Here is a 12,994-nt window from a genome sequence, read left to right as displayed (position 1 = left end):
AATATTTACCAAAGTTCAGCAAAGGAAATTTAAAGTTAAATAAAAAAGACGACTTCAATTGAAGCCGCCTTTATATTAATTAATCTAACAATTAATCTTATTTTTCCTGTTGTTTGATCAGGTTCAGGGCAGAACCGGCCTTAAACCAATCAATTTGCTGATCGTTGTAAGTATGGTTAGCCATGATAATGTCTTTAGTTCCGTCTGTATGGATAAATTCTAAAGTCAGCTGTTTTCCCGGAGCAAACTGATCAAGATCTAAGAAATTAACGATATCGTCTTCCTGGATTTTGTCGTAATCTGCTTCGTTTGCGAAAGTGATTCCAAGCATCCCTTGTTTTTTAAGGTTGGTTTCGTGGATTCTCGCAAATGATTTTACCAGTACCGCTTTCACGCCAAGGTGTCTCGGTTCCATCGCAGCATGTTCTCTTGAAGAACCTTCACCATAGTTCTGGTCTCCTACAACGATTGTTGGGATCCCGGCAGCTTTATAAGCTCTTTGTACAGCCGGAACTTCACCGTATTCACCGGTTAATTCATTTTTAACTTTATTGGTTTCCATGTTGTAAGCATTCACAGCTCCAATCAACATGTTGTTTGAGATATTATCTAAGTGACCTCTGTATTTCAGCCATGGTCCAGCCATAGAAATGTGGTCGGTAGTACATTTTCCGAAAGCTTTGATCAGTACTCTTGCCCCTGTAATGTTTTTACCGTCCCAGGCCGGGAACTCTTCCAATAACTGAAGTCTGTCTGAAGTTGGGCTTACATTAACAACAACTTTAGATCCGTCTTCTGATGGAGCCTGATATCCGTTGTCATCTACTGCAAATCCTTTTGAAGGAAGCTCATAACCTTTAGGCTCATCAAGCTTTACCTGCTCACCAGCTTCGTTAGTTAAAGTATCTGTAATTGGGTTAAAGTCAAGTCTGCCTGATATCGCAACTGCAGCAACCATTTCCGGAGAAGCTACAAAGGCATGGGTATTCGGGTTACCGTCAGCTCTTTTGGCAAAGTTTCTGTTGAAAGAGTGGATAATAGAGTTTTTCTCACCTTTTTCAGCGCCTTCTCTGTCCCACTGTCCGATACATGGCCCACAAGCATTGGTAAAGATTCTTGCGTTTTCAAATTTTCTGAAAGAATCTAAGAAACCATCTCTTTCTGCAGTAAATTTCACCTGCTCAGAACCAGGGTTGATTCCCAGGATAGCTTTAGGTTTAACTCCTTTTGAAACAGCATCCTCAACAATTGAAGCCGCTCTTGATAAGTCTTCATAAGAAGAGTTGGTACAAGAACCGATAAGAGCCCATTCAACTTCTAAAGGCCATCCGTTAGCTTCGGCTTTAGCTCTGAATTCGGCAACAGGAGTCGCTAAGTCCGGAGTGAAAGGCCCGTTTAAGTGAGGAGTCAGTTCAGAAAGGTTGATTTCTATTAACTGATCGAAATATTGTTCAGGGTTAGCATATACTTCAGCATCACCTGTTAAATGTTCAGCAATTTTATCCGCTGCATCTACTACATCCTGTCTTCCGGTAGCGGCAAGATATCTTCTCATAGAATCATCATACCCGAAAGTAGAAGTTGTAGCCCCGATTTCAGCACCCATATTACAGATAGTCCCTTTACCGGTTGCTGAAAGAGATTCTGCTCCTTCCCCGAAATATTCTACGATACATCCTGTACCTCCTTTTACCGTAAGGATCCCTGCTACTTTTAAGATGACATCTTTTGCAGAAGTCCATCCGTTCATTTTACCGGTCAATTTTACTCCGATAAGTTTAGGCATTTTAAGCTCCCACGGCATTCCTGCCATTACGTCTACAGCATCAGCACCTCCTACACCAATGGCTACCATTCCAAGTCCTCCCGCATTTACTGTGTGAGAGTCTGTACCGATCATCATACCTCCGGGGAAAGCATAATTTTCCAATACTACCTGGTGAATGATCCCTGCACCCGGTTTCCAGAACCCGATTCCGTATTTATCACATACAGAGCTTAAGAAATTAAATACCTCGGAGTTTTTGTTGATCCCTTCCTGTAAGTCTTTATCAGCACCTACTTTTGCCTGGATAAGGTGATCTGCGTGCGCAGTAGAAGGAACAGCTACTTTAGCCTTTCCTGCCTGCATGAATTGTAAAAGTGCCATCTGTGCTGTGGCGTCCTGCATCGCTACTCTGTCTGGCGCGAAGTCTACATAAGAGTTACCTCTTTCATGTGCCTGTGTAGCATTTCCTTCCCAAAGGTGGGTGTAAAGGATTTTTTCTGAAAGGGTAAGAGGTTTTCCCACGATTTGTCTTGCTGCTGCAATTCTTTCGGGATAACGCTCATACACCTTTTTGATCATATCAATATCAAAAGTCATATCGTATTTAATTTTGTTCTTGTCTGTTAAAGCTTCTTTCTCTGATGGTGAAAAAGAAAAAACTATTTCTTTACACATCAAAAAACGTTCCTATTGTCCATTAATAGGAATGATTTTGACTATAAAATCAAGAGATTTTATAACTTTCAATTTAAGAAAAAATAGATTTCGTTTTCAGGTTGTATTGAAAAAAAATCGTATTTAACTTAAAATAGAAACATTCTAAACAAAAAATTGAAAGATCTTAAATCCCAAAGGACTAAAATCTTTCAATTGTATAGTTTTCAAAAGTCTTGCGACTTATTTGTTAATTTTCTTAGTGAGCGCTTGTACTTGTCAGTTCTTTAATAGAAGGTACAAACGTTGTAAGATCAATGCCTTCAACGGCTGCTTTATACTCATCGATGCTAGGAATCCTACCGATAATTGCAGATAATACCACAACCGGAGTAGATGCAAGCAGGGATTCTCCTTTCTTACGTTCAGAATCTTCAACAACTCTTCCCTGGAAAAGACGGGTAGAAGTTGCTAAAACGGTATCTCCTTTAGCTGCTTTTTCCTGGTTACCCATACAAAGGTTACATCCCGGGCGCTCAAGGTACATTACATTTTTATATTCTGTACGCGCTTCTCCTTTTGGAGCATTGTCGTCAAATTCAAATCCGGAATATTTTTCTAATAATTCCCAGTCTCCTTCTGCTTTTAATTCATCAATGATATTATAGGTAGGAGCTGCCACCACAAGCGGAGCATTAAATTCTACTTTTCCCTGTTGTTTTTCAAGGTTTCTAAGCATTTGGGAAACGATCTTAAGGTCTCCTTTGTGAACCATGCAGGATCCAACGAAACCAAGGTCTACTTTTTTCTCACCTCCATAGTAAGAAAGATCTCTGATGGTATCGTGGGTATATCTTTTGGAAACATCTTCATTGTTTACATCCGGGTCAGCAATCATTGGTTCAACGATAGCATCAAGATCTACAACTACTTCAGCATAATATTTAGCGTTTGCATCCGGAGTCAGGGCAGGTTTTTCTCCTGATCTGATCTCTGCAATTCTCTTGTTGGCTTTATCAATTAATCCCTGAAGAACTTTATTGTGGTTATCCATACCCTTATCGATCATGATCTGGATTCTGTTTTTGGCGATTTCCAGTGATTCGATTAATGTATTATCTTCGGAAATGTTGATAGAAGCTTTTGCCTTCATCTCAGCAGTCCAGTCTGTAAATGTAAATGCCTGGTCAGCAGGAAGTGTCCCGATGTGAACCTCAATGATTCTTCCCTGGAATACGTTCTCTCCTCCAAACTGCTTCAGCATCTGAGCCTGCGTTGCATGAACCACATCACGGAAATCCATGTGTTCTTTCATAGTACCTTTGAAGGTTACTTTTACAGATTCAGGGATCGGCATAGATGCTTCACCGGTAGCTAATGCAAGGGCAACAGTTCCTGAGTCAGCTCCGAAAGCGACTCCTTTTGACATTCTTGTGTGAGAGTCACCACCAATAATGATAGCCCACTCGTCTACAGTGATATCGTTAAGAACTTTGTGGATAACGTCAGTCATGGCATGGTATTCACCTTTCGGGTCACGGGCTGTAATCAGACCGAACTCGTTCATGAATTTCATCAGCTTCGGAATATTTGCCTGTGCTTTTTTGTCCCAAACAGAAGCCGTGTGGCATCCCGACTGGTAAGCACCATCTACAGTAGGGGAGATTACGGTTGCGGCCATAGATTCAAGTTCCTGAGCAGTCATAAGACCCGTGGTATCCTGTGAGCCTACGATATTCACTTTTACACGAACATCTGAACCTGCGTGTAATACTTTTCCTGGAGTTACTCCAACAGCGTTTCTGTTGAAGATCTTTTCTACAGCAGTAAGCCCTTGTCCTTCATGAGAAATTTCTTTTGATGGAGCAAAAACAGCAGGCGCTTCAATTCCTAAAAGCTGAGCTGCAAATGTCTGTAGTTTCTTACCGAATACAATGGCATAAGAACCACCCGCTCTGATGAATTCCATCTTCTGCGGAGTGAAAGACTTTGTAAGGTCGATAAGCTCCTTATCTCCGTTGTATAATTTTTTTTCTTTTGTATTGATTGTTAAAACTGTTCCTGTTGCTACAGAATAAGCTTCTTCAAGAATGGGTTCACCGTTTTCGTTAAGAACAGGGTTTCCGTTCTCATCTACTTTCTTTATCCAGTTTTTAAGGTCGATCCCAATACCTCCGGTAACGTCTACTGTGGTAAGGAAGATTGGAGAAATACCGTTTGTCCCTCCTACGATTGGAGCGATGTTTACGAAAGGTACATAAGGGCTGGCTTGTTTTCCTGTCCAGAGAGCAACGTTATTTACTCCTGACATTCTTGATGAGCCTACACCCATTGTGCCTTTTTCAGCAATAAGCATAACGCTTGCATCAGGATGTTTTGCCTGTAAAGCTTTAATTTCCTCCTGAGCCTGAGGAGTGATCATGCATTTACCATGAAGTTCACGGTCTGATCTTGAATGAGCCTGGTTACCCGGAGAAAGTAAATCTGTAGAGATATCTCCTTCACCAGCGATATAGGTTACTACTTTGATTTCTTCGGCAACTTCAGGAAGTTGAGTGAAGAATTCAGCTTTTGCATAGCTTTCGATGATTTCTTTTGCAATTTCGTTACCGCTGTTGAAGGCTTCTTTCAGACGGTTTGTATCTGCTTCATAAAGGAAAACCTGCGTTTTAAGAACATTAGCTGCTTCTTTAGCAATAGCAGGATCATTACCCAAAGCAAGGTCCAGAAGCACTTCAATAGAAGGCCCGCCTTTCATATGGGATAATAATTCAAAAGCAAATGCCGGAGAAATTTCTTCTACTACGGATTCCCCCAGAATAATTTCTTTTAAAAATTTAGCTTTTACTCCCGCTGCACTTGTTGTTCCGGGTAGTGTGTTATAAATAAAAAATTTAAGAGAATCCGGTCGGTCAGGATTACCTGAGTCTTTAATTTGTGTAATGATTTCGCTTAGTAATTCAGCACCATCAATAGGCTTTGGATGCAGCCCCTGGGTTTTTCTTTCTTCAATTTCTTTGATGTAATCCTTATAAATACTCATAATAGAAGGTCTTTCAAAATTAAAGGTAGCCTGCCTTTTCTTTACCGGTCTGTATAAATACAGTTTAATGACATTTTGAGTTCTCGCATTTGACGCAACATTAACCGAATAAAGTCAGCATAATCTACACTTTTTTTAAAAGTTTTTTAAAATTATCAAACATTTCAAAATGTTCCCAAAATTACGAAATTTTAGTATTTTATAAGAGTGAAATTATTTAGATTCTTTATAAATATGAATTTTATAATATCTATTTTTGGCCGTATTTTTGTTAACAAATGGAGAATATGAAAAATTTCCTGAATGTTTTGTGTGTTTTTATTTCGTTTTTCGTTTTCTCGCAGACAAAATCTGTGAAGAAAACGGGTGTGAAAAAAAGTACAAAAACTACGGCTAAAAAAGCCGGTGCAGCCAATAAACCGAATCCCGATCTGGTGATCATTAATAAGGATCTCCCTGTTTTGATCCCTAAAAAGAAAGGCGACCAGTTTGGGTATGTAAACCAAAACGGAAAATTCATCATTCAGCCGGAATATCATATTGCTGTATTTTTTTATGAAGACTGCAACCTTCTGAATTCACCCAACGAAAAAGTGAGAAAATTCGGGACAAAAAATTATGCAACCGTAGAAAAAGATATGGTTTCTTACAGGATAGACCAGTCAGGAAAGAGAGTGTATCAATTTAAAGAAGCAGACTTTGGAAAATGTAAATTCGAAGAATATAAGCAGCAGTTATTCCAGGCCTATATTCTCAATGGTTTTTACGGAATCATAGAAAAATCAAAATTCGTGAATGCAGCGGATTACAGGCAATATCAGATCTATCCTCAATATCAGTATCTCTTTATCCTGGAAGGAGATGATGTTACTAATCCTATGATTGTAGCTTCCCATAATGATAAATTCGGGGTTATTGATGTTAACAATAAAATCATCATTCCATTTGAATATGCCAATATTAAAAGAAATTTCAGCTGGAAACTGGGCAAGATGTTTGAAGTGACAAAAGACGGACAGAATTACTATTATATTGATGCCAATAATAAAACGTACTAGGAAATATAAATGATAATTGATACATCTGATAATTCCTGTTTTTTCATGGTATTTTTATCCCGCAGCCCAATATCCCGCACCGCGCACCTCGATCTCATATATTTTTTGTAATTTTGCACCTGAAATAAAGGGGTGCTTTAACAGGCTGAGATTATACCCAATGAACCTGGAACAGGTAATGCTGTTTAGGGAATTTTGAAAATGTACCAATGAACAGGATAACAATGTACCCATTCTCATTGCTAGACTGTTAAATTAATAAAATTGCTGCATTATTTAATCCGCCCCTTTTATTCATTAAATGTCAAGATTTATAGAATGAAAGGATTATTTTTTTTAGGGCTTAGTATAGGCTCTGTAGCATTTATCCAGGCTCAGGATAAAGATTCCCTGAAAATAAGGGAAATTGAAGCGGTCAACTTTACCAAAAGACTGCCGGTAGCGAAGGAAATCATCAACGTGCAGAAAGATCTGGACGGGAAAAACCTGGGACAGGATCTCCCTATTCTTTTGAAAAATCAAACTTCCATTATTTCTACTTCAGATGCAGGGAACGGAGTAGGATATACCGGGTTCAGAATCCGTGGTGTCTCGGGAAGTGCAATCAATGTAATGATGAATGGTGTTCCATACAATGATTCAGAAAGCCAGGGAACCTTTTTTGTCAACGTTCCGGATTTAACCAGTTCTGCTTCACAAATTGTGATTCAGAGAGGGGTCGGAACTTCCAATAATGGTGTTTCTGCCTTCGGGGCTAGTATTAATGTGCTTTCTAAAGACCCTGAAGAGAAGTTTTACTTTAAAACAGATGACAGCTACGGCTCATTTAATACTTACAAATATTCAGCAGAAATAGGTTCCGGGAAATTCTGGAAAAACCGTCTTTCCGTAATGGGAAGATATACGCATATTCATTCTGACGGCTATATTGACAGGGCTTCTTCCAATTTACATTCCTATAATTTTACGGCTTTATTTGAGGAAGGAAATACAAAACTGCGCCTAATGGCCTTCGGAGGAAAAGAGAAAACCTATCAGGCATGGAACGGGATTGACCGTAAAACGTGGGAAACCGATCCGAAATTCAATATTTCGGGAGCAATATATGATGCCAGCTGGGAAAATATTGTAGGCTTCTACGACAACGAAACCGATAATTACAGACAAAACCATTATCAGTTACTTTGGGAACAGAAATTCAATGACCGTTGGAATCTTGAAACCACATTTCATTATACAAAAGGAAAAGGATATTACGAAAATTACAAACAGGGAGATCCTTTCTCAAGATACAATCTGCCGGACATTACTGAAGGGGGAGAAACAGTAAAATATTCAGATTTCATCAGAAAAAAATGGCTGAATAACGATTTTTACGGAATTGTTTCCACATTGTACGGGAAGTTCGAAAATCTGGACCTGAACTTTGGTGCTGTAGCCAATCAATATTATGGAAGGCATTATGGAAATGTTACCGGTGTTTTCTTTCCTCAGATTGATGAAAGTGAATACTACAGAAACCGTTCTGTGAAAAATGAGGTTTCAGGCTTTGCAAAGGCATTATTCAGACTGGATAATTTCGAATTTTTTGGTGATTTACAGCTTAGGAAAATCAACTACAATACCAAAATCCTGACAGCAGGTGATGATGAAGGAGCAGATTTAAGCAAAAACTGGCTGTTCTTTAATCCAAAAGCCGGAGTGAATTACAGAATTGACGGCGGTAAAATATTCCTTTCATACGCTCATGCTCACCGTGAGCCGAACAGAGATGATCTGATGGCCAATAATGATGTGAAAGCAGAAAAGCTCCACGATGTTGAAGCCGGTTTTGAAAAACAGTTCGGAATAGTGTCATTGACTGCGAATGTCTATTACATGTATTATGTTAATCAGTTGGTTTTGAATGGAGAATTGAATAATGTAGGAGCATTTATCAGAACAAACTCAGGGAAGAGCTACAGAAGAGGTATTGAGGTTGGTGCTTTGGCAAAACTATCCAGGCAATGGGAAGTTTCCGGTAACGTCACATTGAGCCAGAACAGAAACCAGGATTTTAATATTCAGAATGGAGATGTGCCTAAAAGTCTCGGGAATACCCAGATTTCTTTCTCACCGAATGTGATAGCCAATTTAGGCTTAAAATTCAGCCCTGCAAAGAACTTCCAGTTTGCCTTAATGAATCAGTATGTGGGAAAGCAATATCTTGACAATACGGAAGATTCAAATCTTCAGCTTAAAGATTATTTCCTGACAGATTTCAATGCGCAGTACCAGTTTAAAATTGCCAATAATGAAATTGCCTTAAAACTTCTGGTGAATAACCTGTTCAACAAAAAATATGTCAACAACGGATCAGTTTATGAAGGACAGCCTTATTATTTTTCACAGGCAGGAACGAATTTCATGTTTGGGGTGAGCTGGAAAATTCAGTAACTGGTAAAATTGCAAAGACCGGATATAAAGATATTTAAATTTACAATCGGCCTTTTTGCCTTTTAGCAGATTTACCCTTTTTAAGCTTAAAAAAAGAAGTTTAAATAACCGTATATCTGTTTTAATACAGAATAATCAAAGGACTGTTTCGGCAGTCTTTTTTATATCCGTTAAATATTACAAAAAGTCATGAAAAAGTTATAAATTTGCTGCCAAATGAATATTTCAGCATACATTTTAGAATACTTAAAACAATTTGGAACTGCCACAGTTCCAGGCTTTGGGGTGTTTTCACTGAAAAATTCTAAGGCAATTATCAATTCCGAAAACGGGAGCATCTTACCTCCGGCCAGTCAGATAGAATTTACCATAGACTATGAATTACAGGCCGAAGATCTTACTGCTTTTATCGCAGAACAGAAACAGATGTCCCTGGAAGCTTCAAGGAGTGATCTTAAAATCCAGACTGATTTCTGGAAGAAAAAACTTCAGGCTGAGCAGGTTCTTGAAATTCAAAACCTTGGAACCGTTTTCATTGAAGAAGGGCATACTCATTTCAAAGGAAAAAGAATAGAATCCGGCCGGCCGGATTTTTACGGACTGGAAGAGATCCGGTTTTCAGATATCAATAACGGGGAAAAAGTAAATACTACAGTTAACCGCGAGAAAGATTTTAAATTCAAAAAAACAATTCTCTGGATTTTCCTTCTGATTATTCCGGTTCTGGGAATTTTATACCTGGCATTTACCCAGCAGGAACTTCTTTTTGGAAAAAAATCTTTTAATAATGTTTCCGTACAGACCTCTACCCACAGAATTGTAAAAGATACGGTGAAAGTGATGGCACATACCCCGGAAACACCCGTTTCAGATTCTTTGAAAAAAGATTCATTAGTAAAACCCGCTGGAAAAGTAAAACAATCTGCTCCGGCTGTCCAAAACAACACTAAGACTAGATGGCAAAAATAAAAAAAGCGTCAGAATCCCTGACTATTATGACCAATATCGTTCTTCCGAACGAAACCAATTCTTTAAGAAACCTTTTCGGTGGTGAGCTTCTGGCAAAAATGGACCGTTGTGCGTCTATTTCTGCAGCAAGACACTGTGAGCGAAGAGTAGTAACAGCTTCCGTAAATCACGTATCCTTTAATCATCCGATTCCGGAGGGTGGTGTAGTGGTTTTGGAGTCTAAAGTTTCCAGAGCATTCTCTACTTCGATGGAAGTATATGTGGATGTATGGTTGGATGACCCGATCAATCAGAAGAAAGTACACACCAATGCAGGGATTTATACTTTCGTTGCGGTGGATGAGTTCAACCGTCCGATTCCTATTCCTGAAATGATTCCTGAAACAGATGAGGAAAAAGAAAGATTTGCTGCTGCATTCCGTAGAAAAGAACTTTCACTGATCCTTTCCGGAAGAATGAAACCTTTGGAATCTGTAGAACTTAAAAAGTTATTCCAAGAGCCGCAGGAGTCTAAGAAAGATAAAAAGTAAAAACTTATATACTTTATCAATAGAAATGCTTTTAAACTTTGCTGAGTGCTAACGCCTTTGCGAGCTTAAAAGCATTTGTTTTTTCAGAAATTTCGAACTTAGCGGTATAATAAAATTGTAATCATTTAGGAATCTGTTCCTATCTCTAAAATCATTTATACAAAATGAAAATACTTCTTTTAGATAAAAACCATCCTCTTATCACAGAACAGCTGCTTGCTAAAAATTTCATACTGGAAGAGGATTTTACATCGTCGTACGATGAGGTTTGTAATAAAATTGAAAACTATGACGGAATTATCATCAGAAGCCGTATTCCATTAGATCAGAACTTTCTGGAAAAAGGGAAGAACCTGAAGTTTATCGCCAGAGTAGGAGCCGGAATGGAAAATATAGATATTCCTGTCGCTGAAAGGCTGGGAATTCAACTGATCAATTCTCCGGAAGGAAACAGAGATTCGGTAGCCGAACACGTGGTGGGGATGTTGCTTGTTATCATGAACAGGCTTTTTATCGCCTCTCAGGAAGTGAAAAGCGGGATCTGGAAGCGTGAAGAAAACAGAGGTGATGAATTGTTAGGAAAAACAGTCGGGCTGATCGGATATGGAAATATGGGTAAAGCAACTGCCAAAAGGCTTTCCGGATTCGGATGTAAAGTGATTTTCCACGATATCCTTCCGGGACTTTCAGATGAATTTGCAACACAGGTTTCACTGGATGAGCTGAAACAGTCTGCGGAAGTTGTAAGCTTACATATTCCTCTGACTTCGGAAACGCATTACCTTATTGATGAAACCTTCATTGCAGAAATGAAAAACGACTTTTACTTTGTCAATACAGCAAGAGGAAAAAACGTGAAAACTAAAGATTTAGTAGAAGCGTTGAAAAGCGGAAAAGTAAAAGGCGCATGTCTGGATGTATTGGAATATGAAAAGTCTTCTTTCGAACATCTGGAAGCGGAAAATGAAGATTTAAAGTATCTTCTCGAATCTGAAAAAGCCATTGTAACACCGCACATTGCCGGCTGGACACACCAGAGTAAAGAAAAACTGGCTCAGTTTATTGTAGATAAAATTGTAGCTTCGCATTGCTAGACAAGTATTGTGAAGCAATAAAAGGTAAAAGGCGGATTTGCAAAAGAGTGAATTCGTCTTTTTTATTTTTGCAACTCTCCATTCATGTATGTTAAATAATTCATAATATCCGGCTCATGTTTATTATTTATTTTGAGTTTTATTAAATTGCCGCTCATTTTTGAATCTCATGACGACGCGTAATTTAGTACTTATCTTAACTGTTTTATTATCTCTGTTTTCCTGTAAAAAAAAGTCTGAAGCTAAAGAAGTTTCAGCAGAAAATACCACCAATCTCCCTAATTACGGAAATGTAGATCTTGGAAATGTTTTCACGAAGGGTGACGGACAGCTTCTGAACAGACAGACCACGGTAAATTATATAGATCAGTATTACAAAAAAGTATGGGAAGGAGCTGATCTGAGTGGCGGAATTCTTGTTGCCAAGGGTGATGAAATTTTATATGAAAATTACAGAGGATTCGGAAGAGAAGGAAACCAGATGCCGATTGATAAAAATACCCCTCTGCATGTAGCTTCCGTTTCAAAGACCCTGACAGCAATGGCGATGATGAAGCTGATAGAGGCCGGAAAGATAAAACTTACGGATCACCTTACCGGGTTTTTCCCGGGATTTCCATACCCGAATGTTACTGTACAAACTTTACTGGATCAAAGAAGCGGCCTTCCGAAATATGAGTACTTTATCACCAAAATACAGCCGGCTCCGGCAGAGCTTTCCAAACCGTTCATTACCAATCAGGATGTATTGAATATGATTATCAAATACAAACCTGATCTGGCAAGAGATACGGATACAGGATTTATGTACTGTAATACAAACTTTGCTTTATTAGCCCTGTTAATTGAAAAAGTGACCAAAACTCCTTTTCCCCAGGCAATGAAAGAAATGGTCTTCACACCATTGAAAATGAATAATACTTACATTTTCCAGGAAAAAGATATTCCTACCGCTTCACAGTCTTTCTATTACGGAGGAAATAAACTTTATCCTTTAGACAGGCTGGATCTTATCTACGGAGATAAAAATGTGTACACAACACCAAGAGATTTGTACAACTTCTCAAAAGCAATGTTTTCAAAGAACTTCCTGAAGCCGGAACTGATGCAGATGGTATTCACCCCTTACAGCAATGAAAAAGCAGGAATGAATAACTATGGATTAGGATTCAGAATGAAAATATTTGACAATGGTGAAAAACTGACTTATCACAATGGATGGTGGCACGGTACAAACTCTGTATTTGCCCATCTTTTAAAATCTAAAGTGACCATTGTGGCCATTGGAAACAAATATTCAAACAAAGTGTATACAGCCCTTGCTTTATCAGGATTATTCGAAGATTTCCCTTTGCAGAAAGATAAGCTTCATACAGTGATGAATGATAATAAAGATTCTTTGAATTCCGGACAGGAAGTTTTTGGAGAATAATGTTTACTTT

General features: G+C 38.6%; 8 protein-coding genes. 6 read left to right on the top strand and 2 right to left on the bottom strand.

Translation table 11 applies throughout. The annotated features are described in order from the left end of the window. Positions 1-97: 97 nt before the first annotated feature. Complete coding sequence (locus tag ACR1PO_RS20305) at positions 98-2,365, bottom strand: aconitate hydratase (protein WP_002983822.1); 2,268 nt, start codon at positions 2,363-2,365, stop codon at positions 98-100. 316 nt (positions 2,366-2,681) lie between these two features. Further along, complete coding sequence (locus ACR1PO_RS20300) at positions 2,682-5,465, bottom strand: bifunctional aconitate hydratase 2/2-methylisocitrate dehydratase (protein WP_433987976.1); 2,784 nt, start codon at positions 5,463-5,465, stop codon at positions 2,682-2,684. Positions 5,466-5,752: 287 nt separating this feature from the next. Here ACR1PO_RS20300 and ACR1PO_RS20295 point away from each other — a divergent pair, with 287 nt between their 5' ends. The 6 genes from ACR1PO_RS20295 to ACR1PO_RS20270 all read left to right on the top strand — a co-directional run bounded on the left by ACR1PO_RS20295 (position 5,753) and on the right by ACR1PO_RS20270 (position 12,984). Then, positions 5,753-6,523, top strand: a complete 771-nt coding sequence (locus ACR1PO_RS20295; RefSeq protein ID WP_433987975.1) for a WG repeat-containing protein — start codon at positions 5,753-5,755, stop codon at positions 6,521-6,523. Positions 6,524-6,841: 318 nt separating this feature from the next. Then, the gene (locus ACR1PO_RS20290) at positions 6,842-8,959 is read left to right on the top strand and encodes a TonB-dependent receptor (protein WP_433987974.1); all 2,118 of its coding nucleotides are present in this window, start codon (positions 6,842-6,844) and stop codon (positions 8,957-8,959) included. Positions 8,960-9,175: 216 nt separating this feature from the next. Further along, the gene (locus ACR1PO_RS20285) at positions 9,176-9,928 is read left to right on the top strand and encodes a hypothetical protein (RefSeq protein ID WP_433987973.1); all 753 of its coding nucleotides are present in this window, start codon (positions 9,176-9,178) and stop codon (positions 9,926-9,928) included. Then, positions 9,916-10,458: an acyl-CoA thioesterase gene (locus ACR1PO_RS20280; protein ID WP_002983813.1), complete on the top strand. Its 543-nt coding sequence runs from the start codon at positions 9,916-9,918 to the stop codon at positions 10,456-10,458. The genes ACR1PO_RS20285 and ACR1PO_RS20280 overlap by 13 nt, the downstream gene beginning before the upstream one ends. A 164-nt stretch (positions 10,459-10,622) precedes the next feature. Then, positions 10,623-11,552, top strand: a complete 930-nt coding sequence (locus ACR1PO_RS20275) for a 2-hydroxyacid dehydrogenase (RefSeq protein WP_332388981.1) — start codon at positions 10,623-10,625, stop codon at positions 11,550-11,552. Between the two features lie 169 nt (positions 11,553-11,721). Continuing rightward, a complete protein-coding gene (locus ACR1PO_RS20270) occupies positions 11,722-12,984 on the top strand; it encodes a serine hydrolase domain-containing protein (protein ID WP_433987972.1) in 1,263 nt (420 codons plus the stop codon). The last annotated feature ends 10 nt before the right edge of the window (positions 12,985-12,994 follow it).

Origin of the sequence: Chryseobacterium amylolyticum, from assembly GCF_051011775.1 — a bacterium.
Classification (GTDB): Bacteria; Bacteroidota; Bacteroidia; order Flavobacteriales; family Weeksellaceae; genus Chryseobacterium.
Note: the sequence above shows the minus strand (reverse complement) of the source record. Positions and strands in the feature narration are given on the sequence as shown.

Excerpts from the sequence above, each read along its gene's own strand:
- ACR1PO_RS20305 (WP_002983822.1), bottom strand. The coding sequence starts at position 2,365 with ATGACTTTTGATATTGATATGATCAAAAAGGTGTATGAGCGTTATCCC.
- ACR1PO_RS20300 (WP_433987976.1), bottom strand. The coding sequence starts at position 5,465 with ATGAGTATTTATAAGGATTACATCAAAGAAATTGAAGAAAGAAAAACC.
- ACR1PO_RS20295 (WP_433987975.1), top strand. The coding sequence starts at position 5,753 with ATGAAAAATTTCCTGAATGTTTTGTGTGTTTTTATTTCGTTTTTCGTT.
- ACR1PO_RS20290 (WP_433987974.1), top strand. The coding sequence starts at position 6,842 with ATGAAAGGATTATTTTTTTTAGGGCTTAGTATAGGCTCTGTAGCATTT.
- ACR1PO_RS20285 (WP_433987973.1), top strand. The coding sequence starts at position 9,176 with ATGAATATTTCAGCATACATTTTAGAATACTTAAAACAATTTGGAACT.
- ACR1PO_RS20280 (WP_002983813.1), top strand. The coding sequence starts at position 9,916 with ATGGCAAAAATAAAAAAAGCGTCAGAATCCCTGACTATTATGACCAAT.
- ACR1PO_RS20275 (WP_332388981.1), top strand. The coding sequence starts at position 10,623 with ATGAAAATACTTCTTTTAGATAAAAACCATCCTCTTATCACAGAACAG.
- ACR1PO_RS20270 (WP_433987972.1), top strand. The coding sequence starts at position 11,722 with ATGACGACGCGTAATTTAGTACTTATCTTAACTGTTTTATTATCTCTG.